We start from the raw sequence: 26,252 nt of genomic DNA on the forward strand, positions 1-26,252 counted from the left end.
ATTCGTATTCATCATATATATGTCAAAAAGCAGGACAAGCAAGGAGGGAACACAATGATACGCACGGTGAAACAACTGCTGTACATAACAAGAACATCAACGCAACTAGCAGAACAGATGGCAGAAATAGTGAGCGATGAAACGTGGAAACAACAATTTATTCTGTATTTAGAGGATATAACACGTCAATATAAGCTATGGCAATATATTCACTATTTACTTGCCGGGGCATATGAAGAAAGCGACAGTGAAAAGATCGTAACAGCTTCGGTTTCCGAACTGTTGTATGCGCTTTGTTCCAATGAATTAAAAAAAGGAATGTTGTGTCGAAAAGCAAGTGAGATGTTATCGGGAGCTGCACAAAAAGCGGCAGATCACTCATTACAGCAGGCCATTCAATATAGCCAGCTATTTTTTACGATGATAAAAAACCAGCTAATTCATCAAATAGGGAGATAAGCTGTTTGGCACCATGATGTTGAATGTCCGGTTCGTCGAAAATCATCGGTTTGGCGTTCAGTTCGTACATGTACAATTGTCCATCTTTGCTAAGGCCAATATCCGCGGAAAACTCGCCAATAAAACGACATGTACCGTCTACATTGTCATAATACAGAAGAATTGTATGACTTTATCGCACAGCACCACCTTGCCCAATATGAACATATTTTTGTACAAGTTGCAGCCAATAAAGTCGATCAGCTTGAACTTCGGAAAATGATTGGGTTGCTTCAGCGTTATCTTCCACAAGCGCAGCTATTTGGCGTCACATACGGCGAACATTTTGGTTTCGATGACAAATTTTTTATATGTTTTACTGTGTTCGAAAAAGTTAGCGTTCACTCTGTTTTATTATCATACGAAGAATTTGCAAATGAACTTGAGCTTGTAACATATATTTCGGATACGCTTATAACGGAAGAAACAAATCTTCTTCTTTTATTTACTGACCAGAATAGCAATCTTCATTCCCTTATTCGCCATATACCACTAGCAAATGAAAAAACGGTTGTGATTGCCGGGCGAATTAATGAAGGAGAGCGTTTGTTTTCGCATGAAGGATTTGTCACTGGCGGTATGCTGGCAATTAGTTTTAACGGTTCTTCTTTTCGTGTTCAATCATCACATCCGTTTTTATGGGAACCAGTTGGCACTGCTTTTCGAATAACGAAATGCAGCGGAAATAAGTTATACGAGCTTGATGGAAAAAAAGCAATAAAATTGCTGCAACGTTATTTAGGAAAGGAATTTATCGATCGATTGCCTTTTTCCGGAGCGGAATTTCCGTTCATTATTGAGAAAAATGGCCATAAAGAATGTTTATCCATCGTTAAAGTAAATGAGGATGGTTCTATTGAACTAAACGGTTACGTCCATCAAGGGGAGAAGGTTAAGTTTAGCTACGTTCATTTAACGTCATTGGTTTGGACTATATCCGATGAATTAAACAAATTGACGAAAAAATACACGGAAGCGATTTTTTTCTATCGTAGCATCGCCGTACAAGGCTATGCATATCCAGTGCTAGAGCAAATAACGACAACGCTGGAGCAAGTTGCTCCTACTTTTACGCCATTTATATTTGTAGAACTGGTGATCAAGGATAGAGATATACGTTCAGCCACTTTTAGCATGCTTGCGTTATCGGAGGGAAATCAGAACGGAGAGAATAGCAGTGCTTCCGTTTCTTTATCTATTCCTGAGATGTTTCAAGGGGTGATGACGCTAGCGAATTTAATGTCCACCTCCTCTCGAGAAATGGAGAGGCTTCGCGTTCATGTACAAATATCACAATCACTTTTTGAACATAATACAGATATTGTATATTCTACTGATTTACATGGGAATTTTACGAACGTGAATCCCGCTTTCGAGAAAATTCTAGGTTACACAAAAGAGGAAATTTTACATACGAACGCTTTAAAATACATGCATCCGAATGATGTACCTCGTGTTAGCAGACATTTTTATCGAGCTTTGCGTGGAAAAATTCAATATTATAATTTGGAGATTCCTACAAAATCAGGGGAAACATTATTATTCCAAATTAAAAACGTTCCAATTATCGTTGATGGGAAAAAAGTAGGCATTTACGGGATTGGAAGAGATATTACCGAACAAAAAAAGCGGAAGAAAAAATTTCATATTTAGCGTATTATGACCCGGATACCCATCTTCCAAACCGGACAAAGTTTATGGAAATCATCGATGAACAGTTAGAAAAGGCGAAGCAAAAAAATAGGAAGCTAGCAGTCGTATTCATCGATTTAGACCGTTTTAAGCTAGTTAACGATAGTATAGGGCATTATGCGGGAGATGAAATTTTAAAACAAGTCGTTCAGCGCATTCAGCATGTTTTGCCAGCTGGAGCGTATTTAGGAAGGTTTCATGGGGATAAGTTTTGTTTACTTTTAACAGAGCGCACCGATTCAGAAGGAGTGTTTAAAACAGCAGCGCACATTTCAAAAGAAGTGATGAAGCCGATTGTATATGAAAACAAAGAATTTTTTATCACTATAAGTATTGGAATCAGCTTCTATCCAAACGATGGTGTGGATAAACATTCATTGCTCAAAAGTGCTGATATCGCCCTAAATAGAGCAAAACAGAGTGGGGGAAATCGAATACAATTTTATTCTGCAAAAATGAATGAAGAAACGTTATACCGTTTAGAGATGGAAAGATATTTGCGAAAAGCACTGGAAAATCAAGAATTTTTTCTATGCTATCAGCCGATTATTGATATACATAAAGGTGTTATTGTCGGAAACGAAGCATTAATTCGTTGGCGCCATCCAAAGCTAGGACTTGTTAGACCGAATGAATTTATTTCACTAGCAGAAGAGACGGGGCTCATTCATGAAATTGGAAGATGGGTATTAGTAACGGCTTGCAAACAAACAAAAAAATGGCAGCAATTATGGAATCAACAACTCTTCGTTTCTGTGAATGTGTCGGCGAGACAATTTCAGCATGAAGGCTTTATTGATGATGTAAAACAGGCGCTAGAGCAATCGCAGCTCTCCCCAAATTGCTTACATTTAGAATTAACGGAGAACTCTATGCTTCGTAATCTTCATTACAGTATTCAAGTAATGAAAGAATTACAGCAGCTCGGTGTCGGTATTGCTATTGATGATTTTGGAAGTGGATACGCTTCTTTTAGTTATTTAAAAAATTTACCAGTAAACATATTAAAAATTGATCGTTCATTTGTTGAGAAAATGCATACAAATTCTTCGGATATCGCGATCGTAAAGGCAATTATTACGATGGGGCACGGATTAGGGCTAAAAACAGTAGCCGAAGGGGTGGAAACGGTCGAGCAGCTGGAATTGTTAAAAATGCTGCATTGCCATCACGCACAAGGATATGCATTGTATCGTCCGGTAACCGCAGAAGAATTGTCAACATATATGACGGTAAGCCACAAATAGAGAATTGGGGAAAGAAAACAACTCTTTCCCCATTATCCGATGTGCGCGCAAATAAACCGTTTTCCGGTATTAAATGTGATTTCAAAGCGGTCTTTATATGTATCTCCACGCTCATAGTAATGTTGGACGTTGCTAATGAATTCAGTATTATCATAAATAATAAAATTAACACCAGAATATTTTTTAAATAACAATCCATTATAGCAGTATAAACAATCGTATAAAGAAAAGCCGAGTTCATTTAGCCACTGTACAAAATGAAAAAACGTTTTATCCGAAAGCGATTCGAGCCATTGTTGATAAGCGTATGGAAGCCGCTTTCGAAAACGGACGTGTTCGCCGCTTTGAAGAGGGAAAACTTCGATCCCTATATCGACCATCCCGTCTTTTTGTAATTGGCCGCACATCCAATGACCATGGCGGAAAATCTCTATATTTCCTTCTGTCATTTCCTCAAGTAATGATGCTTCCTCATCTTCTTCATCAAAAAAGATCCACTCGTCGTTTACGAATTCAATCGTTCCTTGTATATAAGCTCGTTTTTGTTCATTTATGCATTGAAGACGATGTTCGATGTTCACTTTTCCTCCTCCTCCTTTATTTCCTGTTTTGCCAAATTGTCTTCCATTTATTCACATCGTTCTTACAATCGGACAATTCATCGAAATGAGAGGTGCTGCATAAAATGGAATCATGCCAATACGGAGAATGCCAAATTAAAAAGAAAGCGAAGGTTAAAAAGAAAGCGAAGGCGGGAAGAACTATGATAAAATCCCTCAAGCGCGAGATAGCTTGGCTTAGCTAAGGAAAAGAAAAGGTATGGCGTTCGAGACGTGTTATGTTAAAAATAGCTTTTTTGTTATCTATCAAGAAAGGATTGGTTCGTATGTGTGGTATCACCGGTTGGGTTGATTTTCAGCGCGACTTGCGAATGGAAAAAGAGATTATCTCTAAAATGACAGAAACATTAGCGAAACGTGGACCTGACGATACAAATGCTTGGTTTAGCGAACATGCCGCATTTGGACATAAGCGGCTTATCGTGGTCGACCCAGCAGGCGGCAAACAGCCGATGACAAGAATGAAAAATGGGTATCGTTATACCGTTTGTTATAACGGAGAATTATATAATACAGAAGACATTCGTAAAGAACTATTAAAAAAGGGGTATACATTCCAAGGGCATTCGGATACGGAAGTATTATTAAACGCTTATATAGAGTGGAAAGAGCACTGTGTTGATTATTTTAACGGAATTTTTGCTTTTGCGATTTGGGATGAACAGCGCGAACAGCTATTTTTAGCGCGGGACCGACTTGGCGTGAAGCCGCTTTTTTATCGGCATGTCCATGATAGTCTTTTATTTGGCTCAGAAATGAAAGCAATTTTGGCACATCCGGAAGTAAAAGCAGAAGTGGACTATGAAGGACTAGCAGAAGTGTTTGGATTAGGTCCGTCACGGACACCAGGGCATGGCGTGTTTCGCGGAATGAAAGAATTGCGCCCGGCGCACGCGTTAAAGTTTTCCCGCGAAGGGATAAGAGTATGGCGCTACTGGAATGTGCAAAGCGATGTGCATAGAGACTCGCTGGATGAGACGGTGGAAAAATTGCGTTTTCTTCTTATTGATGCTGTTACGCGCCAGCTTGTTTCCGATGTTCCTGTCTGCACTTTTTTATCCGGCGGGATTGATTCGAGTTCCATTACCGCCATTGCCGCAACGGTGTTTGCGAAAGAAGGAAAAGGACAGCTTCATACGTATTCTATTGATTACGAAGGGAACGACCAATATTTCAAAGCAAATGATTTTCAGCCAAATGCCGATGCGCCTTGGATTGAACTAATGTCAAAAACATTCCAAACCGTCCATCATCATTGTGTCATTAGTCAGGAAGATTTGTTTCATCATTTACAGGAAGCGGTGATCGTCCGTGATGTCCCAGGCATGGCGGATGTGGACTCTTCGTTGCTATGGTTTTGCAAAGAAATAAGAAAAGATTTTGTCGTTAGTTTATCCGGGGAATGTGCGGACGAAATTTTTGGCGGCTACCCATGGTTTCACCGTCCTGACGATTTAGCGCGGAACGGATTCCCTTGGATGCGTTCGACAGAGGCACGGATGGATTTATTAAAAGAAGATTGGAGAAAGAAATTGCAGCTGGATGAATATGTACAAAAGCGCTTTGGTGAAACGATCGCGGAGGTTCCAAGACTGGAAGGGGAAAGTGCGGAAGATGCGAAGCGGCGCGAATTGTTTTATTTGAACATGATTTGGTTTATGACAACGCTTTTGGATCGAAAAGACCGCATGAGTATGGGCGCGAGTTTGGAAGTTCGCGTGCCGTTTGCCGATCATCGGTTAGTAGAATATGTTTGGAATATTCCTTGGGAGATGAAAATGTACGGCAACCGCGAAAAAGGCATTTTGCGCAAGGCATTGGAAGGAATTTTACCAGAGGAAGTGTTATATCGCAAAAAAAGCCCGTATCCGAAAACCCACCATCCGCTTTATACGAAGCTAGTAAAAAATTGGGTAAAAGAATTATTGCACGACCGCTCATCGATTCTTTATGAATTTTTTGATGCGAAAAAAATAGAAGAGTTAGTGGAAACAGAAGGAAAATCATTCCAAGCGCCTTGGTTTGGACAGTTAATGACAGGACCACAACTATTGGCGTATCTTGGCCAAGTGCATGTTTGGTTCCAAAAATACGGCATTACCATAAATCGAGTAGGAGGGAGCGATTAACTCCCGTCCTCTCACACCACCGTACGTACGGTTCCGTATACGGCGGTTCAATTAAGATAATTGACGCAAGTCTTTATAACTTCCGTGAATAGCTGTTCTCTTTATGCCAGTGGTCACTCCACCCTCCAAGAGATCTCCCACGGGATTCACCGCTTCCTCCCTCAAGTGAGGTACTACGTTTTCTGTGTTCATCATGACTCACTGAATGCCAAGGGCTATTCTCTCTTAATTGTTCGGTCCTTCTTAGTTGTTCTAGACCAACTAATACTATGACCTCTGCTGACTTCTGACGGTTCAGCTACTTATCACTAAGTAGGTTATGAAGCGTACTTCACATATCCGCCAGACCTCCCCGGGTAAGAGTGTAATCTTTCCTTCCATCCATCTGCTTCATTTACTCTGTATCACCTTCGGCAGAAAGGGCTTTGTTTTGTCTTGCAAACTCACCCAGTGATACCTAGCCTCATATGAAGTTCGTGTTCCGAGAGACCCAAAGTTTGCCGCTCGCTTCCTTCAGATTCCGCGTCACCACGGACACCCTTGCGTTAAGCTAACTGCTACTTCTGCCTTCGCAGCTCGGGACTTTCACCCTATAGATTACACCCATGCCGGGCGCACAAGAATAAGAGCTGCCTTTGTCGCAGCTCTTTTTGTCTATGCAGTTTCTATGCTTGGTATAAGTGATTTTCTCATCCACACTTTCGAACGCCAACGCCATAACATCAGCAATCCACGCAGCCATTCATCAGCAATAAAGGAAATCCATACCCCAATCAGTCCTAAACCAGCCTCAATACCGAGAAAATAGGAAATGGCAACACTAACGCCCCACATGGACAATATCCCCATATATACTGGAAATTTAACATCTCCAGCTGCTCGCAGTGAACTAATGATAACGAGATTAAACGAACGTCCGGGCTCTAATACTATTGTCAATAAGAGAAGCAATCGGCCTGTTTCGATAATTTGTTCATTATCTGTAAACAATGAAAGCAGCTGTCTTGAGAAAATGAAACTAATCGATGCCATCGTGATCGAGATGACGATGGCGCTGCGCAAACTTTTTAAACAACGTGTATATGCTTCTGTATAGCGTCCGGCCCCGACGAGATGGCCGACAAGAATTTGCGACCCTTGACTTATCGCAATGCCAAATAAAAAAACAAACATCATAATATTTTGCGTATATACTCTCGTTGTCAACGCTTCTGCTCCAAGCCAAGTAATAAAATACGTAATAAGCATTTGCGCCGTATTGTACGCCAAGTGTTCTCCAGCGGATGGAATTCCGATTTTCAATAGATCCCGGATATGATGAAATGGCAAAGAACGAAGAACAGATAATGAAAATGGCATTTTTGTCCGTTTCAATAATAAAGAAAAGATAACGATCAATCCGATGAGACGGCTGACGGTTGTCGAGATTGCCACCCCTTTTACTCCTAATACTGGAAAATCGAACGGTCCAAAAATAAATAAGTAGTTGCCAATCACATTCAGTATGTTCATGCCGATGGTTACGTACATCGTTTCACGGGTAAAACCATAGCTTTTTAATATAGCTCCAATGGTCATAATGAGCGCTTGAATAAATAAAAATCCGCCGACGATCATTAAATAGTCGTTCGCCTCTGTAAGCAAATGGTTCGATAGTTTCATCGTATATAAAATTGGCTTTCCGAAAAAGAATAGCACACTGCTAAGTACAAGGCTGAACAAAAAGTTAACAGCGATAGAGATGAGCGAAACTTCCACTGCATGCTGCTTTCTTTCAGCCCCCAAATATTGCGCCACTAAGACGGCAGTGGCTAAGGCAATAAAATTAAACATGACAATAATCACAGCAATAATTTGATTCGCTACGCCGACAGCGGCAACAGAGTGATCCGAATACTGGCTTAGCATCAATGTATCGGCATTTCCCATGACCATATATAATAGCGTTTCAATAAAAATCGGCCATGTCAGCGCAAATAAGGAAAGTTTTTTCTGATCGGTGTTCATCAAGACAACTCCTTTAATCATTCCGACTTTAAAACTATATCAAGTTTATCTAGTTTATTGCATAATAAGAAGAGAAAAGAGCGATTTGATTTGTATATTTCCGACATGTGAAAGGATGTTTGGAATGGAATACATAACATTTTCTTTTCCGCCGTTTCCGATTTTTATTAAAGGGGCAGAAAGCGTATTTCCAAAAGGACAAAAACATTTTCGACGGACGTTTTCTGTGTTTGATTTGTTATATGTGAAAAAGGGATGCTTATATATGACAGAAGAAAACAAGGAATTTGCTGTAAAAGAAGGAGAATATCTTATTCTTATTCCGGGAAGAGAGCATTACGGGCATTATCCTTGCACGGAAGAAACACAACTAGTTTGGCTTCATTTTACGATCGAAGGAGGATATGACATTGTTCCAAAACAGTCGTTAAGCTGGCAAAATGTCATTGAGAGGGAAGCAACATATGTCGAGTCGGTTCAATATCGTTTTTGGATACGGCAATATGCGAAAGTAAAGCAAAGGGAACGCATCGAACAATTGCTTCAACAATTAGTCGAGCTGAATGAGGAAAGAGATCCAGATCGTTCATTAAAGCAATTACTCTATTTTGTTGAATTCATTTGGCAATTGCAAAAACAGGAGCTGCATATTCCAAGCGCTTCTGAAAAAGTGTGTGCCGAAGCGGTTGCTTACATCGAACGGCATTATGCTGAACCGATTACGATTCAGCAGCTCGCCCAATCATTACGATTTCATCCTGACTACATTACCCGTTGCATGCAAAAAACAATTGGCATGAGTTTTGTGCAATATTTGAATTATTATCGCTTGTCAAAAGCAAAAAAATGGTTGGCAGAAACGAATGAAACGATTGAAGCGATTGCCAAGAGAGCAGGAATTGAAGATGGCGCCTATTTTTCAAGGCTATTCAAAAAAATAGAAGGAGTTACACCGACAGAATATCGCCGTACTGTGCATCGGATGTAAAAAAAGCGAGAGGATACTTCCTTCTCGCCTTTTATCAATTTTCTACTTGATAGAGGAGAAAACCGTATGGAGGAATGTTTGCACGCAATGTTTTTGCTTCTACAGCAAATTGCTCGTTTGTCCATAAGTTCGTTAGCCGTTTTCCTTTAAGAGACAATGGGACCGTGACTTCAATATTTTTGTTGTTATTGTTGATCATAACTAAAATCGTTTCGTGCTTGTATGTTTTCGTATATATTAAATGATTTGTTTCATTATTTGCATCAATAAATGTAATATTTCCTCGACTTCCAAGAGCAGGATGAGTCTTGCGAAGCGAAATGAGTTTTTTCACATGTTCTAATATATCGCGGTTTTGTTTACTTTCATCCCAAATCATACATTTGCGGCATCCTGGATCTTGCCCACCTGTCATACCAATTTCGTCACCATAGTATATGCATGGAGAACCGGTAAAAGAGAGTTGGAATAAAAATAGCAGTTTGACTTTTCGTACGTCATTGTTACATGTCGTTAAAATCCTTGGTGTATCGTGACTGCCAAGCAAGTTAAAAGCGACTTCATTGACGTTTGCTGGGTAAGAATGCAGAACGTTCATAATTATATTAGCAAATTGTTCAGCACGGATTTCGTCTTTGGCGAAAAAGCGGATAACGCCATTCGTAAATGGATAATTCATGACAGCATCAAATTGATCGCCTCGAAGCCATGGCATTGCATCGTGCCAAATTTCTCCGAGAATATAAACATCCGGTTTGATTGCTTTCACCGCTTGACGGAATTCTCGCCAAAATTGGTGGTCTACTTCGTTTGCTACATCTAATCGCCATCCATCGATATCAAACTCGCGAATCCAATATGTTGCTACATCTAATAAATACTGCTTTACCTCAGGATTTTCCGTATTTAACTTTGGCATTTGCTCAACAAATGCGAACGTATCATAGTTTGGTCTTGGGACTGTCCGTAACGGAAATTCGTGAATATGAAACCAATCCTTATATTTTGAATTATTACCATTTTTTAGTACATCTTGAAACGGTGCAAAATAGTAACCGCAATGATTAAATACTGCATCTAGCATCACTCTTATTCCTTTTTGATGGCAAAGATCAACAAGTTTTTTAAATGTTTGTTTATCTCCAAAATGTGGATCGATTTCAAAATAATCTATCGTATCATATTTATGATTAGATGGCGCATAGAAAATAGGAGTAAAATAAATGCCGTTAATACCGAGCTCAACAAGATAATCAAGGTGTTGTATAATCCCTTCAAAATCGCCGCCGAAAAAACTTGTTGGTGTCGGTTCTTCGCTTCCCCAAGGTAGCGTTCCCTCTGGATTCAAAGACGGATTTCCATTTGCAAAGCGCTCCGGGAAAATTTGATACCAAATCGTATCTTTTGCCCATTCGGGCGCATGAAATACATCGATTTTATTTAAAAAAGGAAAGCAAAAATAGTAAGCGGTATCATCTGTTGGTGCCTCGTTGTAAAAACCTTTTTCCGTATATACTATCGTTTCACTGCCTGCTGTTAATTCAAACCCGTAACGAAGGCGGCGGTATGGAGGAACAACTTCAATAAACCAGTAGTCAAACAAATCGTCTGACCCGCTTTTCACCATGGGAGCACGGTTCAGCTGCCAAACGCCGTTTACCCATTCATACGGATCAGCATAAAGAAGGTAAACGGTTTCGATATCATTTTTTTTCGTACGAAGGCGAATATGTAACGTTTTTTCATTGTACGCATAAGCAAAGTTATCTTTTGGACGATGATAAATGGCTTCTTTCAACATTTTCTTTGCCACTCCTTTAACAAGAGCAATCGTTTGCACATAAATATGTTTTTGTACTTAAAGAGTAGGATAATTGAACAAAAAAGTCAAATTTTTATTGAAAAAAACTTGTCAAATAAAAAATAGACGATATAATGAAAGTGAGCGGTGCAATCGTTTTCATGGATAACTTACTCTTTTTTTGTAGTTTTGTGCAAACGATTTCCTAATACAAGCGATTGCGCTATAAGTGAATTAACTTTTAGGAGGGGGATATATGAAAAAAGTTGTTTCATTGTTTATGGTGATGATTCTTCTGATCGGCGTTTTGGCTGCGTGTGGTCCAAAGCGTGATACCGAACAAGTGAAAGAAAACAAAAAGGAAACTACAACAGAAAATGTAAAAAAACCAGAAAAATTAGTTGTTTGGGTAAATGATGAAGAAAAGCAAAAACAGGCATTAAGCGATATCTTTAAAAAATACACAGAGAAAACAGGAATCAAAATTGAAATGGTCGCTGTGAACATGCTTGATCAAGCGAAAAAAATAGCGCTGGACGGTCCGGCAGGAAAAGGTCCAGACGTGTTTTTCCAGCCGCATGACCGCATTGGTGACATTGTTCTCCAAGGTTTAGCTGATCCAGTTGATCTTGGCGATGCAAAAAGCGAATATAACAAAACAGCAATTGATGCGGTTACTTATGACGGTCAAACTTATGGTGTACCTTTTGTCGTGGAAACATACGGTCTATTCTACAACAAAGATTTAGTACCTGAAGCTCCGAAAACGATGGAAGATCTTATGAAAATCGCGAAAGAAAAAACAAATGCTGCAAAAGACCAATATGGTTTCTTGATGGAAGCAGCAAACTTCTATTTTGTCTATCCATTCTTTGCAGGGTATGGAGGCTACGTGTTCCATAACAAAGATGGCAAAGTGGACACAAGCGATATCGGGTTGGCAAATGATGGAGCTGTAAAAGGGGCCGAACTTGTTCAATCTTGGTTTAAAAATGGATACATTCCAAAAGAAATTAACGAAGATATTATGAACGGCTTATTTACAAAAGGAAATGTAGCGACGGTTATTAGTGGCCCATGGAACATTGCCACATATCGTGATGCGTTAGGGGATAAATTAGCGACTGCTCCACTTCCAGTATTAGAAAACGGCGAACATCCAAAATCGTTTGTCGGTGTGAAAACTTGGATGTTATCTGCTTATTCGAAGAACAAAGAATGGGCGACGGACTTTATGAAATTTGTGACTAACGAAGAAAATTCACTTCATTACTATGAAGTTGCGGGTGAAATGCCAGCAAATGAAAAAGCGTTAACAAATGAAAAAATTAAAAATAACCCATTAATTTCCGGATTTGCAGAGCAAATTCAATACGGAGAGCCAATGCCAAACGTACCGCAAATGTCACAAGTATGGGATCCAATGGGCAATGCGTTACAATTCATCGCAAAAGGTGATGATCCAAAAGCAGTATTAACGGAAGCAGTAAAAACGATTCAAGATAAAATCGCAGCAAGCGGTGGAAAATGACGTAATAATTTGGTGGATAGAGCTCTCTATCCACCATTCTTATCACGTATAGGGGGGATACAACATGCCTGAAAAAAGGGTGCGGCATAATCCGGTTGTTGCCGTTGTGTTATCGGTCCTTTTTGCTGGCTTAGGGCAATTATACAATCGGCGCTATGTCAAAGGGATTTTATTTATTATCATTGAAGCAGCTTTTTTGATGACGTTTTATAACTTTTTAAACATTGGATTATGGGGACTCATTACATTAGGGGAAATTCCGAAAGTCGATCATTCGATTTTCTTGTTAATTCAAGGTCTAGTTTCTGTCATTATCATCGCATTTGCGGCCGCTCTTTACTATTTTAATATTATGGACGCGCGGAAAGATGCGCTTCGCCTTCAACGTGGAGAACCGTTTCCGTCGCTGATCGAATCTTGCAAAAACGCTTGGGATAAAGGATTCCCATATGTATTTGTCACTCCTGGTCTTGTCATGCTGGTATTTATTGTCGTGCTACCTCTACTTTTTATGGTATCCCTAGCGTTTACTGATTATAACTTATATAATTCTCCACCGCGCCATTTGTTGCATTGGGTTGGGTTTGAAAACTTTAAAAACTTAGTATCCGTGCCAATTTGGCAAAATACATTTTTCAGCGTATTTTCTTGGACGATTGTGTGGACAATTGTCGCTACCACTTCGCAAATTGCGCTAGGATTATTTTTAGCCCTTTTAGTCAATGACCCGCGCATTAAATTTAAACGGTTCATTCGGACTGTATTAATTTTGCCGTGGGCGGTTCCAGCGTTCGTGACGATTCTCGTGTTTGCAGCGATGTTTAACGATAAATTCGGAGCGATTAACCGCGATATTTTAAGCGCATTTGGCGTGATGATTCCATGGATGAACGACCCGTTTTGGACAAAAGTCGCCTTAATTTTGATTCAAACATGGTTAGGCTTCCCGTTCGTATTTGCCTTATTTACTGGCGTGCTGCAAAGCATTTCCCGCGATTGGTACGAAGCGGCGGACATCGACGGAGCTTCTCGCTGGCAAAAGTTTCGCTCGATTACATTGCCGCATGTGCTCTATGCGACGGCTCCGCTATTGATTATGCAGTATGCCGGCAACTTTAATAACTTTAATATTATTTATTTATTCAACGATGGCGGTCCGGCAGTGCGTGGTCAAAATGCCGGAGGAACCGATATTTTAATTTCTTGGGTATATGATTTAACGTTTACGACAAACAACTACAATATGGCTGCAGCGATTTCCATTATTATCGGATTGATTGTGGGCGGCTTTGCTTTATACCAATTTAGACGTACACGTTCCTTTAAAGAGGAGGGGAACATTTAATGAGTCGAAAAACAAAATCACGAATCGAAGTCACGTTGATTTATTTATTTATTGCATTTATGTTTGTTATTATCGCATATCCGCTTCTTTGGACCATTAGCATGTCATTCAATCCGGGAACGAGCTTATATTCTGCATCGTTAATTCCAGAAAAGCCGTCTTTGGAACATTATAAATGGTTATTTACAAGCCCGCAGAGTGATTATTTGCTATGGTATAAAAATAGCTTATTCGTTGCATTTGCCAATTCTATTTTATCTGTCTTTTTTACAGCATTAATTGCTTATGCGTTTTCCCGCTACCAATTTGTTGGACGGAAAATGGGATTATATTTATTTCTTGTGCTACAAATGTTTCCGTCATTGATGGCGATGGTCGCACTTTATATTTTACTAAATATGCTTGGGCTTTTAGACTCTCTATGGGGACTTATTCTCATTTATGTCGGTGGGCAAATTCCGTTTAACGCCTGGCTTGTTAAAGGGTATTTTGACACGATTCCACGTGAGCTTGATGAGGCGGCACGCATTGATGGTGCAGGACATTTGGCTGTGTTTTTCCGAATTATGCTTCCACTTGCGAAACCGATTTTAGCGGTTGTGGCGCTGTTCAATTTTATGGCACCGTTTACGGATTTCTTATTGCCATCAATCGTTTTACGCGATCCAGAAAAATATACGCTTGCAGTCGGATTGTTTAACTTTATTAGCGACCGATTTGCCAATAACTTTACTCGTTTTGCCGCTGGTTCTATTTTAATTGCTGCGCCGATTGCCATCGTATTCTTATTCTTGCAACGTTATTTAATTTCTGGCTTAACAGCAGGTGGAACAAAAGGGTAATAACCGTTATGATAGAATTGGTATTACCCCTTTCCGATGAGTCAAACGATACTAGAGATAAAGGGGGGAAGCGGAAATAGGGAATCGAGTATTCGCTTTATTTATGCTTCCGTTTCTTCTTTTTTGTGCGGTTCCGGTACAAGCTGCTGAAAAAGAAGAACGGACATGGCAAGATGAGGCAATTTATTTTATTATGGTCGACCGCTTTAACAACATGGATCCGACGAATGACCAAGACGTTAATGTCAATGATCCAAAAGGATATCACGGCGGTGATTTAAAAGGAGTGACCGCCAAACTAGACTACATTAAAGATATGGGATTTACGGCGATTTGGCTGACACCGATTTTTAAAAATGAACCGGGCGGCTATCATGGGTATTGGATTCAAGACTTTTACAAAGTCGATCCGCATTTTGGCACGATGGAAGATTTAAAAACGTTAGTGAAAGAAGCGCATAAACGCAACATGAAGGTGATTCTGGATTTTGTCGCCAACCATACCGGCTACCACCATCCATGGCTGAACGACCCAGCGAAGAAAGATTGGTTTCATGAGAAAAACGACATTTTTAACTGGGATGACCAACAACAAGTGGAAAACGGCTGGGTGTTCGGACTGCCTGATTTAGCGCAAGAAAATCCACAAGTAAAGCGCTATTTAATCAATATGGCCAAATGGTGGATTAAAGAAACGGACATTGACGGTTATCGCCTTGATACAGTCAAACACGTCCCGAAATCGTTTTGGCAAGAGTTTGCCAAAGAAGTGAAATCGGTGAAAAAAGACTTTTTCCTGCTTGGAGAAGTATGGAATGATGACCCGCGTTATATTGCCGACTATGGAAAATACGGCATCGACGGGTTTGTCGATTATCCGCTTTACAACGAAATCACGAAAGTGTTCAGCAAGCGCGATCAATCGTTGCGGCCGCTTTACGACGTATGGGAGTATGACAAAACATTTTACGATCGCCCGTATTTGCTTGGAACATTTTTAGACAATCATGATACGGTACGTTTTACAAGACTTGCGATAGAAAATAAGCAAAATCCAATAACGAGAATTAAGCTCGGTTTAACGTATTTGTTCTCTGCACCGGGCATTCCGATTATGTATTATGGAACAGAAATTGCAATGGACGGCGGGAACGATCCGGATAATCGTCGCTTAATGAATTTCCGTACTGACAAGGAAATCATTGATTATATTAAAAAATTAGGGGAACTGCGCCAACAGCTACCATCGCTACGGCGCGGCGATTTTACATTGTTATATGAAAAAAACGGTATGGCTGTCTTTAAGCGGACGTATAAAGACGAAACAGCGGTCATTGCCATTAACAATACCGGAAAAACACGAAAGGTTCATTTGACAAACAATCAACTTGCCCCGGGAAAAGAACTACGCGGACTGCTGGCAGGAGATTTAGTCCGAAGCGATCGCGACGGATATGATCTCATTTTAAATCGCGAGACAGCGGAAATTTATGTGCTTGCGAAAAAGACGGGGCTCAATATTCCATTTATTGCAACGTTAATTGCCATTTATGTGCTATTTGGGTTGTTTTTATATTATGTAAAGAAAAGGTCAAAACAGACAATCTAGGAGGGAAAAAAGATGCTCGAGGATACAAGCTTCGCCATTCAGCCGGAACAAGATGACAAAACGCAAGAAACGCACCGGATCGACATCGGGAATATGCATACATTTTCTCATACGGAACACGTATTTTCATTCCATTGCGACACAGGAATCGTCAAAATTCGATTTTACCGTGAAGATATTGTCCGTATCGCCTTCAACCCTTTTGGCGAAACAAGTTTGTCCACAAGTGTCGCTGTCGTAAAAGAGCCGGAAAAAGTAGATGCCTCCGTACATGAAACCGAGGAAGAGGTGACGTTAACATCGGCAAAACTGACGGTTGTTTTGCAAAAACGACCGTTTCGCGCCCGCATTTACGACAATCATGGACGACTGCTTGTTGCGGAAGGAAAAAAGGGGATGGCGTTTACCTACCAAGGAGAAGTATGCTGTTTTAAAATGATGGATGAAGCTGACCATTTTTACGGATTTGGTGAAAAAACAGGGTTCCTCGATAAGCGTGGCGAAACAATGACGATGTGGAATACGGATGTGTATGCGCCACACAATCCGGAAACGGACCCGTTATACCAATCCCATCCGTATTTTATGACGGTGCGAAATGGAAGTGCGCATGGCATTTTCTTTGACAATACGTACAAAACAACATTTGATTTTCAAACAGCGACCGATGAGTATTGTTTTTCCGCAGAAGGAGGGGCCATTGATTATTACGTTTTTGCTGGTCCAACGCCAAAGGACGTGTTAGAACAATATACGGATCTTACCGGCCGAATGCCGCTTCCGCCAAAATGGGCACTCGGGTATCATCAATCCCGCTATAGCTATGAAACCGAACAAGAAGTAAGAGAGATCGCACAAACGTTTATCGAAAAAGACATTCCGCTTGATGTCATTTATTTAGATATTCATTACATGAATGGCTATCGCGTGTTTACGTTTGACCGTAACCGTTTTCCGAATCTGAAGCAGCTCATTGCCGATTTAAAACAAAAAGGAATTCGTGTTGTTCCGATTGTCGACCCCGGAGTGAAAGAAGACCCAGAATACGTCATTTACCAGGAAGGCATTCGCCATGATTATTTTTGCAAATATATCGAAGGAAACGTTTATTTTGGAGAAGTCTGGCCGGGCAAGAGCGCGTTTCCGGATTTTACAAATAAAAAGGTGCGAAAATGGTGGGGAGAAAAGCACCAATTTTATACGGATTTAGGCATTGAAGGCATTTGGAACGACATGAACGAACCATCCGTTTTTAACGAAACGAAAACGATGGACGTCAAAGTGATACACGACAACGACGGCGATCCGAAAACGCATCGCGAGCTTCATAACGTGTATGGCTTTATGATGGGAGAAGCAACGTATAAAGGAATGAAAAAATTATTAAACGGAAAGCGCCCGTTCTTATTAACACGCGCTGGCTTTTCCGGCATTCAGCGCTATGCCGCGGTATGGACGGGGGATAATCGCAGCTTCTGGGAACACTTGCAAATGTCACTGCCGATGTGTATGAACTTAGGATTATCTGGAGTTGCGTTTTGCGGTCCGGATGTTGGCGGTTTTGCCCATAACACGAATGGAGAGCTGTTGACGCGATGGATGCAAGTAGGGGCGTTTACGCCATATTTTCGCAATCATTGCGCGATTGGGTTCCGCCGTCAAGAACCGTGGGCGTTTGGGGAAAAATATGAGCGCATCATAAAAAAATATATTCGATTGCGCTATCAGTGGCTTCCACATTTATATACATTGTTTGCGGAGGCACATGAAACAGGGGCACCTGTCATGAGACCATTGTTTTTCGAGTACCCGGATGATGAAAACACGTATAATCTGTATGACGAATTTCTCGTTGGTGCCAATGTATTAATTGCGCCGATCATGACGCCGAGCACGACCCGTCGCGTCGCTTATTTCCCGAAAGGAAACTGGGTGGATTATTGGACAGGCGAAGTGCTAGAAGGCGGCCAATACCATTTAATTTCTGCGGATTTAGAGACATTGCCAATTTTCATTAAACAAGGATCGGCTATTGCCTTAGGTGACGTTAAGCGTTCGACAGAAATGCCGGACGAACATCGGACTGTTCATATTTATAAGGCCAATGGTGGCAAAGCGACGTATGTACTGTATGATGATGATGGACAAACGTTCTCTTACGAAAAGGGAGATTATTTACGCATGTATATTGAGGTCGAATATGGCGAAAATTCCGTGCATATCGTAACGAAAAGCGAAGGAACGTATCAACCAAGTTGGAAGCTCTCTTTTGCAATTCATCACGCGACGGAACAGACGAAAGTCACGATCGATGGAAACGAACAAAATGCGATATTTGATCCTCATCAGCGTATCCTACTCATCCAAAGTGAATGAGCATCGAATGGGGGAGTAAATGATGAACGTTACGATAAAAGATGTTGCAAAACGAGCAAACGTGGCTCCCTCCACGGTTTCCCGCGTTATTGCCGACAGTCCGCGAATTAGTGAGAAGACGAAGCGAAAAGTGCGACAGGCAATGAAAGAACTTGGCTATCATCCGAATTTTATTGCGCGCAGTTTGGCCAATCAAGCAACACAGGTGATCGGCATTGTCATGCCAAGCGCAGCGGAACAGGCGCTGCAAAACCCGTTCTTTCCAGAAGTCATCCGCGGCATCAGCAAAGTAGCACATGAAAAAAAATACGCTTTGCAAATGTCCACAGGCGAAAAAGAAAAAGAAATTTACGAAGGGGTTGTGGACATGCTTCAAGGCCGCCGCGTCGACGGAGTGATTTTATTATATTCGCGCATCAATGATAGACTGATGAAATATTTGCAAAAACATCAATTCCCATTTGTCGTCATCGGGAAGCCGCATCAAAAGGAAGAACAAATCACCCATGTCGATAATGACAATTACCGGGCGGGCAAAGAAGCGACGGAGCATTTGATCGCGCGCGGCCATGAACGAATCGCTTTTGTCGGCGGCAATAAGCAATATTTAGTGACTGTCGACCGATTGCATGGTTACGAGGAGGCTTTGAGAGAAGCGGGCCTTCCTTATCGCGAAGACTATATCATGCACGAAGAATTTTTGCAGGAAGGCGGCCAAGAAGCGATGAAAGAGCTGCTTTCGCTCGCTGAGCCGCCGACAGCGCTCGTCGTTGCCGATGATTTAATGGCCTTAGGCGTGCTGAAGACATTGGATGAAATGGGACTGCGCGTTCCCGATGACATTTCGATCGTCAGCTTCAACAACACGCTGCTGGCGGAAATGTCACGCCCGCCGTTAACCTCGGTCGACATTCATATCTTCCAACTCGGCTACGAAGCAACGAAAAACTTAATCGAAAAAATCGCTAACCCGAACGAACCGATTAAGCGCATTATTATCCCGCATCGGCTTGTCAGACGGTTTTCGTGCGATTATTATCGGAAATAAAAAGCTGGCACAAACGGTCACCCTACACGTGATCGTTTAGAGTCAGCTTTTTCAAATTGAGAAGTTCATTTATCATGAATGGATAGTTGTATTTCTCTGATCGAAAATAGAGGAGTTTTATGCTGTTTCCTTAAAAGTTTTTTCTGGAGATGCTTCAAATGATTATAACGGCTTATTCCTCCTCATTTTTTTCTACAGCATGTCCACCAAATTCGTTGCGTAAAGCGGCTACCACTTTGCCTGTAAATGTATCGGTTTCTAATGAACGATACCGCATCAATAAAGACATAGCGATGACAGGAGTAGCGGTTTGTAGATCTAAAGCCGTTTCGACTGTCCATTTTCCTTCACCGGAAGAATGCATAATCCCTTTGATTTCCTCTAATTTTGCATCCTTAGAAAAGGCGCGTTCTGTTAATTCCATGAGCCATGAACGAATAACAGAACCGTGATTCCACACTCTTGCCACTTTTTCGTAGTCATAATCGAATTCACTTTTCTCCAATATTTCGAATCCTTCACCAATGGCCGCCATCATCCCGTATTCAATCCCATTGTGGACCATTTTTAAGAAGTGGCCGCTACCTGCTTTTCCTGTATATAAATACCCATTTTCCACAGCGGTATCTCGGAAAAGAGGCTCGACAACGTTCCAAGCTTCAGAATCCCCTCCAACCATGTAACACGCTCCGTTACGAGCACCTTCCACTCCACCAGAGGTTCCGGCATCCATAAAGTGAATTCCAATCTCCTTTAGTTCGTTATAACGACGAATCGATTCCTTATAGTGAGAATTGCCGCCATCAATGACAATGTCTCCTTTGCTTAAAAATGGTGTAATTTCGCCAATTACCGAATCAACCACTGTGTGTGGAACCATGATCCAAATAATTCTTGGTTTTTCTAATGATAGAGCGAGCTCCTCTAAATTAGATACGCCTTTGGCTCCATATTTTTTTATTTCTTCAACCGCATTTGCATTTACATCGAACGCTACTACTTCGTGCTTATGGTCGATGAGATTTTTACCTAAGTTGAATCCCATTTTTCCTAAACCGATTAACCCGATTTTCATGTTAATGACCTCCTAAAAACGTCTTTAATCTTATAAGGTAAGGAAAATTTGTTGTTAAATGTGGCTTCTATTTCTTATATTGACAACCTATAGTCATGCTTAACTACCACCAATGAAATCCGGCCTCCTCCAATAATTGATGAGAAGCTTCTGGTCCCATCGAACCTGCAAGATATGAGTGAAGAGGAAGGAGATTCTCCTCAAATGCATCCAAAATGGGTTGAACCCACTTCCAAGATAGTTCAACTTCGTTCCAATGAGCAAAGAAAGTCGAATCACCGCATAAAGAGTCGAAAATCAAGAGCTCATAGGCTTCGGGTACATCTTTCTGATTAGTCGTAAAGTGCATATGGACGGGTTCAATCCTTCCATCGTTTAATACATTTTTATTATTTAATTGCAATGAAACTCCTTCGTTCGGATTGATTTGAATCACTAAAAGATTAGGAGCTGTTTTCTCATTTTTCGGTAAATACCATTCCTTTAATGGATTTTGAATTCAATCACAATACGTGTGGACTTTTCCTTCATTCTTTTACCTGTGCGGATATAGAATGGTACCCCTCTCCAAACCTCATCATCAATCCACAAACGAGCCGCAACAAACGTATCCGTTGTTGAAGAAGCAGTTATTCCGGGTTCTTCTTTATATCCGACAACTGGTTTTCCATCGATTTCTCCAGGACCATATTGACCGCGAACAACGTGTAAACTTACTTCTTCTTTCTGTATTGGCCGAAGAGATTCCATGATTTTTCTTTTCTCATTCCGGATGTCTTTTGCGCTGATCCGTTTTGGAAGGTGCATAGCGGTCATCATCAACAATTGTAACATATGATTTTGAACCATATCGCGAATGGCCCCTGCCTGGTCATAATAACCTGCTCTTTCTTCAACTCCAACCGTTTCGCTAGCTGTAATTTGTACATTGGCTATATACTGATTGTTCCAGATTGCTTGAAATACAGAGTTGGCAAATTTTATAGCTTCCAAGTTCTGGACCATCGGCTTCCCAAGGTAATGATCTACTCGATAAATTTCGTCTTCTTCAAAAGCTTGACTTAACTTTTTATTTAAATCTTGCGCTGATTTTACATCGTGACCAAACGGTTTTTCGATAATCAGGCGTTTCCAACCTTTGGCGGATCCTAGTCCACTTTCCTTGATGTTTGCTGCAATCACCTCAAAAAATTCCGGCGCAACAGATAAATAAAACATGCGGTTTTCAGGAATATTCAATTCTTTTTCACGTCGTTGAACCATTTCAAGCAACTTTTTATACCCTTGGGCATTCGTTACATCTAAAGAAGTATAACGAAACGCATGGAGAAACTCTTCCATTTTGGAACGGTCATTTGTCAAACGTCTAGAAAATGTTCTTAATGAATTTTCCACATATGCTTGAAATTCAACATCGGATAATTCTCTTTTGCTCACCCCAATAACGGAAAACGACTGAGGCATTTTTTGGTCGAGAAATAAATTATATAATGCAGGGAAAATTTTTCGTTTAGCTAAATCACCTGTTGCCCCAAACAAGACAAAGGTCATCGAATCCAATGTTATCCCCCCTGTCTTTTTGAAACATTTTTCAAAAAGAATAAAGCTGATAGAGCAGATGTAACAAGGTTTACTACATTGCAAGAATTGGTATTTTTGTGAACAGGAAGAAGGTCTTGTTCTTGTATTTTTTCGTTCATGAAAGTTCAACAAAGACGAGGGCAGCTTTTGTTCCTTCCAGCGTTTTTAAAACATCGAGAGCATTCTCTCCGAAATAAATATCGCGCGGAATAGTAAAACGATTCATGCTGCTCCCTCCAGTGCTCGTAATTGGTTTACAGATGCTAGTATAATGCGTATAAAATTTATTGAGAAGTACGCACTTTATACATTTATTTGACAGTATGTGTTTTATTATTATAAAGTGAAAATGAGTATACCATGGGCTGTAATAAACATGGGAGGTGAAACGATGGGACACGTTTGCGGCAAGACGTATAACTGTGAAAAAGAATTAACACTCTCTGTTATAGGCGGTAAATGGAAAATGCTTATTTTATGGCATCTAGGAAAAGGGGGAAAGAAGCGGTTTAGTGAACTAAAAGCTCTCATGCCGGGGATCACCCAAAGAATGCTTGTTAACCAGTTGCGAGAGCTGGAGGAAGATCAAATTGTTCATCGCGAAGTCTATCCTGTTGTTCCACCAAAAGTAGAATATTCACTGACCGAGCATGGAAAAAGTCTGATGCCAATTCTTGATGCTATGTATGAATGGGGCAGAAACTATATGGAGACTGTTGTCAAAGGTCAAGTAAAAATCAATGAGGCCGCCAAGTAGAAAAAACTTTCCTCCTTTAAAGCTTCGAAAACTCCCTGCTCGTACTCCTTAATATACTTTTATAGGCAGGCAATTTTCATAGAAAATGCACACTTATCGATATAGAGATGAAGAAAGCAATAAGTTTATATTAGACGTTAAAAAACCAGCGGACAACCATCTTTATGAAAGATCCACTGTCCGTTGGTTTTTTTGTATGTATGTGGTTGCAGATCACAAAGCATCGCCTCTATCATCAGATCCCTCATCGTTTCTACAGACTTCTTTTTTATTCTCCTTTTTTTCGTTTATCCTCTTTTAGTATACTTTTCCACACTATGTAACACAAAAGTGTGTACTTGTTAAATTGAATGATGTGTCTAATAATATCAGTATCGCCACTGACTGGGGCGAAACGTTACTAGATGGATAACAAGAGAGGGGGAGACTATGAAACTGAGAGTTTCAGCAGTTCAATATCATCTTCATACCATCCAATCGTTTGAGGAATTTGCCAAACAAGTAGAACATTATATTAAAACAGCCGAAGAGTTTGGGGCGGATTTTGTCTTGTTTCCGGAATTTTTCACCACCCAGCTAATGTCTATTGGCAACCAGCAAGGGCAACCTTTGACCATTCAAGATCTTCCTGATTTTACAGAACAATATCGGTCTTTATTTATTAATTTGGCTAAGCAAACAAAGATGCATATTATTGGAGGAACCCATGTCATCCGTAAAGGCGGACGATTATACAACGTTGCTTATTTATTCTATCCAGACGGAAGAGTTGCCGAACAGCCAAAGCTTCATATCACTCCGACGGAAGTAAAGGAATGGAATATGTCTCCTGGAGAAAGCTTGCAGGTGTTCGAAACAGACAAGGGAACCATTGCGATGTTGACTTGCTATGACATCGAATTTCCAGAAATCGTTCGAATGGCAAAGGCGAAAGGGGCTGATGTCATTTTCTGCCCTTCATGCACCGATGATCGTCACGGATTTTATCGTGTTCGTTACACCAGCCATGCGAGAGCAATCGAAAATCAAGTTTATGTCGTCACCACTGGTACGGTAGGTTCCCTTCCTACGGTTGATTTCATGAGGGCAAATTTTGGGCAAGCGGCGGTGATTACACCGAACGATATCCCATTTCCTCCGCGCGGCATCTTGGTAGAAGGAGAAATCAATCATGATATGATTGTAACCGCTGATCTCGATTTAGAGCTGTTATATCAGGTTCGCGAAAGCGGTTCTGTCACCACGTGGCGTGATCGACGCACGGATCTTTATCCGGATTGGAAATAAAATGTGACTAGCTGCTCTATAAGGATCATCGCTATTTGTTGCCGAACAGCTTGAACAAGAAGGTTTTTCACATGTTTATTCCATTGAAGGCGGTATGAAAGCGTGGAGCGAGCATTTACAACCGGTCAAAATCGCTGAGCTGAAAAACGGCGGTGCGATTTATCAATTTGTCCGTCTCGGGAAAGGCTGCCTGTCCTATTTGATCGAATCAAACGGAGAAGGTGCGCTTATTGATACAAATCGCATGACGGATGTATACGTTGAGTTTGCGAAGGAACGCGAGATTTCTATTAAATATGTCATTGATACCCATTTGCACGCAGACCATATTTCCGGCGGCCGCAAGTTAGCTGAACAATTGGGAGCGACGTACTATTTGCCTCCAAAAGATGCGACAGAAGTGACCTTTTCCTATGCATCGATTCAAGATGAGGACCGCATTCAGGTCGGTCATGCAGTGATCGAAGCTGTTTACTCACCGGGACATACAATTGGCAGCACTTCGTTTATTATAGATGACCAATATTTACTAACGGGAGATGTTTTATTTATCGATTCGATCGGTCGTCCGGATTTGGCTGGAAAAGCGCAGGATTGGGTGGGGATTTGCGCAAGACATTATATGAGCGCTATAAACAATTAGCAGATGACCTGTTGGTTTTGCCTGCACATTTTATGGTACCGGGTGAAATGAATGACGATGGTAGTGTTGGTACTACATTAGGTATGTTGTACGCAAAAAATCATGGTCTCAATATCGCGAGCGAAGAAGAGTTTCGAAAAACGGTGACGGAAAACTTGCCTCCGCAACCGAATGCTTATCAGGAAATTCGGCAAACAAATATGGGAAAGCTTCATCCAGATGAAGAGCAGCAACGCGAGATGGAAATCGGTCCAAACCGTTGGGCAGTCCGGTAATGATTAAAAAAAGGAGACTTGAGTCATTCATGCCGAGTCTCCTTTTTCTCCCTCCGCAAATATTTTTTAAATTAAGTAAAGGGAAAGCTATATTGATAACTAACAAATAAAGAAAATGCCTCTGTTCCAAAAATTTGTTTAGAAAAATAAATCGGTTGATTATATACTTATACATGTATATAATTGTTCATAAATAAAAACAATGAATGAGGTGGAAAGAAGAATTGGAAGGAATACTGCTTTTGGCTTTATTTATTTTGTTATCAATATCTGTCTATCGGCGGTATTATCCAATAAGAGGAGTTCCGTGTGTTGACTACCGCGATGAAAGTATAAATTCTTTAACGATTCTAGATCTTCGTGATTACAACGAAAAAACAAATCATTATCCCATTGCGAATTCCTTTCACATACCGTTTGCTTATTTAAAACGGCATGTTTATGAAATTCCTGATAAACCAATCCATGTGATTGCAAGTGATGAAGTAGGAAAAAATTTAGGCATTCGCTTTTTGCGCAGCCGCGGTTTTAAAGTGAAGAGCTATTCAATGGCCGATTGTCCTTGCAAAGAAAGGAGAAATGCCAAATGGAATACAGCAAAGAAATCAAAAACCGCCTAAAACGAATTGAAGGACAAGTAAAAGGGATTATTGGTATGATGGAACAAGAAAAGGACTGCAAAAGCGTGATTTCTCAACTTTCTGCTGCACGAAACGCTATTGATCGCACTATTGCTGTTATTGTAAGTTCCAATTTAGAGCAATGTATCCGTGAAAGCTTAGAAAATGGAGAAAAAACGGAACACCTTGTAAAAGAAGCTGTAGAGCTGTTAGTAAAAAGCAGATAAAAGAACGTCAACTTTTCTTTGAAAAGTTGACAGATTTTTTCATCCCTATTAATA

18 protein-coding genes and 3 pseudogenes are annotated in these 26,252 nt (G+C 40.7%); 15 read left to right on the forward strand and 6 right to left on the reverse strand.

Features of this window, described 5'->3' with window-relative positions; translation table 11 throughout:
* Positions 1 to 54 precede the first annotated feature (54 nt).
* Complete coding sequence (locus NST97_RS03335; RefSeq protein WP_328268072.1) at positions 55 to 459, forward strand: hypothetical protein; 405 nt, start codon at positions 55 to 57, stop codon at positions 457 to 459.
* Here the strand turns inward: NST97_RS03335 and NST97_RS03340 are convergent.
* A complete protein-coding gene (locus NST97_RS03340; protein WP_339195746.1) occupies positions 416 to 622 on the reverse strand; it encodes a YheC/YheD family protein in 207 nt (68 codons plus the stop codon). The genes NST97_RS03335 and NST97_RS03340 overlap by 44 nt on opposite strands.
* Between NST97_RS03340 and NST97_RS03345 the strand changes: the two are divergent.
* Positions 589 to 3,437 (forward strand): annotated as a pseudogene (locus NST97_RS03345) (EAL domain-containing protein). The gene NST97_RS03340 and the pseudogene NST97_RS03345 sit on opposite strands and share 34 nt — an antisense overlap.
* A gap of 32 nt (positions 3,438 to 3,469) precedes the next feature.
* Here NST97_RS03345 and NST97_RS03350 read toward each other — a convergent pair.
* The gene (locus NST97_RS03350; RefSeq protein ID WP_081188621.1) at positions 3,470 to 4,018 is read right to left on the reverse strand and encodes a DUF2777 domain-containing protein; all 549 of its coding nucleotides are present in this window, start codon (positions 4,016 to 4,018) and stop codon (positions 3,470 to 3,472) included.
* A 305-nt stretch (positions 4,019 to 4,323) separates the two neighbouring features.
* On the opposite strand from NST97_RS03350, the gene asnB reads away from it, so the two are divergent.
* Complete coding sequence (asnB, locus tag NST97_RS03355; RefSeq protein ID WP_341342925.1) at positions 4,324 to 6,186, forward strand: asparagine synthase (glutamine-hydrolyzing); 1,863 nt, start codon at positions 4,324 to 4,326, stop codon at positions 6,184 to 6,186.
* Positions 6,187 to 6,840: 654 nt separating this feature from the next.
* On the opposite strand, the gene NST97_RS03360 is transcribed toward asnB, so the two are convergent.
* Positions 6,841 to 8,193, reverse strand: coding sequence for an MATE family efflux transporter (locus NST97_RS03360; protein ID WP_341342926.1), 1,353 nt, complete (start codon positions 8,191 to 8,193; stop codon positions 6,841 to 6,843).
* 124 nt (positions 8,194 to 8,317) lie between these two features.
* On the opposite strand from NST97_RS03360, the gene NST97_RS03365 reads away from it, so the two are divergent.
* Complete coding sequence (locus tag NST97_RS03365; RefSeq protein WP_013877336.1) at positions 8,318 to 9,181, forward strand: AraC family transcriptional regulator; 864 nt, start codon at positions 8,318 to 8,320, stop codon at positions 9,179 to 9,181.
* A gap of 34 nt (positions 9,182 to 9,215) precedes the next feature.
* Here the strand turns inward: NST97_RS03365 and NST97_RS03370 are convergent, their stop codons facing one another.
* Positions 9,216 to 10,982, reverse strand: coding sequence for an alpha-glycosidase (locus NST97_RS03370; RefSeq protein ID WP_094245760.1), 1,767 nt, complete (start codon positions 10,980 to 10,982; stop codon positions 9,216 to 9,218).
* Between the two features lie 256 nt (positions 10,983 to 11,238).
* On the opposite strand from NST97_RS03370, the gene NST97_RS03375 reads away from it, so the two are divergent.
* The 6 genes from NST97_RS03375 (at position 11,239) to NST97_RS03400 (ending at position 19,733) form a co-directional block, all read left to right on the forward strand.
* Positions 11,239 to 12,513, forward strand: coding sequence for a sugar ABC transporter substrate-binding protein (locus tag NST97_RS03375; RefSeq protein ID WP_339211493.1), 1,275 nt, complete (start codon positions 11,239 to 11,241; stop codon positions 12,511 to 12,513).
* Positions 12,514 to 12,577: 64 nt separating this feature from the next.
* Entirely contained in the window at positions 12,578 to 13,858 is a 1,281-nt protein-coding gene (locus NST97_RS03380; protein ID WP_339211495.1) for a carbohydrate ABC transporter permease, read from the forward strand.
* Positions 13,858 to 14,700, forward strand: coding sequence for a sugar ABC transporter permease (locus tag NST97_RS03385; protein ID WP_012749390.1), 843 nt, complete (start codon positions 13,858 to 13,860; stop codon positions 14,698 to 14,700). Before NST97_RS03380 ends, NST97_RS03385 begins: the two co-directional genes overlap by 1 nt.
* Positions 14,701 to 14,803: 103 nt before the next feature.
* Entirely contained in the window at positions 14,804 to 16,309 is a 1,506-nt protein-coding gene (locus tag NST97_RS03390; RefSeq protein WP_339211497.1) for an alpha-amylase family glycosyl hydrolase, read from the forward strand.
* 12 nt (positions 16,310 to 16,321) lie between these two features.
* A complete protein-coding gene (locus tag NST97_RS03395) occupies positions 16,322 to 18,685 on the forward strand; it encodes a glycoside hydrolase family 31 protein (RefSeq protein ID WP_339211499.1) in 2,364 nt (787 codons plus the stop codon).
* 22 nt (positions 18,686 to 18,707) lie between these two features.
* Positions 18,708 to 19,733: a LacI family DNA-binding transcriptional regulator gene (locus tag NST97_RS03400; RefSeq protein WP_339211501.1), complete on the forward strand. Its 1,026-nt coding sequence runs from the start codon at positions 18,708 to 18,710 to the stop codon at positions 19,731 to 19,733.
* A 172-nt stretch (positions 19,734 to 19,905) separates the two neighbouring features.
* Here NST97_RS03400 and gnd read toward each other — a convergent pair whose 3' ends face one another.
* Both gnd and zwf read right to left on the reverse strand, forming a co-directional pair.
* Entirely contained in the window at positions 19,906 to 20,808 is a 903-nt protein-coding gene (gene gnd / locus NST97_RS03405) for a phosphogluconate dehydrogenase (NAD(+)-dependent, decarboxylating) (protein ID WP_181555732.1), read from the reverse strand.
* 103 nt (positions 20,809 to 20,911) lie between these two features.
* A pseudogene (zwf, locus tag NST97_RS03410) lies at positions 20,912 to 22,368 on the reverse strand (glucose-6-phosphate dehydrogenase).
* Between the two features lie 412 nt (positions 22,369 to 22,780).
* Here zwf and NST97_RS03415 point away from each other — a divergent pair.
* The 5 genes and pseudogenes from NST97_RS03415 (at position 22,781) to NST97_RS03435 (ending at position 26,198) form a co-directional block, all read left to right on the forward strand.
* Positions 22,781 to 23,146: a winged helix-turn-helix transcriptional regulator gene (locus NST97_RS03415; RefSeq protein ID WP_339192796.1), complete on the forward strand. Its 366-nt coding sequence runs from the start codon at positions 22,781 to 22,783 to the stop codon at positions 23,144 to 23,146.
* A gap of 429 nt (positions 23,147 to 23,575) precedes the next feature.
* The gene (locus NST97_RS03420) at positions 23,576 to 24,433 is read left to right on the forward strand and encodes a carbon-nitrogen hydrolase family protein (RefSeq protein WP_339211503.1); all 858 of its coding nucleotides are present in this window, start codon (positions 23,576 to 23,578) and stop codon (positions 24,431 to 24,433) included.
* 22 nt (positions 24,434 to 24,455) lie between these two features.
* A pseudogene (locus NST97_RS03425) lies at positions 24,456 to 25,351 on the forward strand (MBL fold metallo-hydrolase); the annotation flags it as partial.
* Positions 25,352 to 25,575: 224 nt separating this feature from the next.
* A complete protein-coding gene (locus tag NST97_RS03430; protein WP_339211506.1) occupies positions 25,576 to 25,971 on the forward strand; it encodes a sulfurtransferase in 396 nt (131 codons plus the stop codon).
* Complete coding sequence (locus NST97_RS03435) at positions 25,938 to 26,198, forward strand: metal-sensitive transcriptional regulator (protein ID WP_063389517.1); 261 nt, start codon at positions 25,938 to 25,940, stop codon at positions 26,196 to 26,198. The genes NST97_RS03430 and NST97_RS03435 overlap by 34 nt, the downstream gene beginning before the upstream one ends.
* Positions 26,199 to 26,252 lie beyond the last annotated feature (54 nt).

The sequence above is a fragment of the Aeribacillus sp. FSL K6-1305 genome (genome assembly GCF_038050115.1).
Lineage (GTDB): Bacteria > Bacillota > Bacilli > Bacillales > Aeribacillaceae > Aeribacillus > Aeribacillus composti.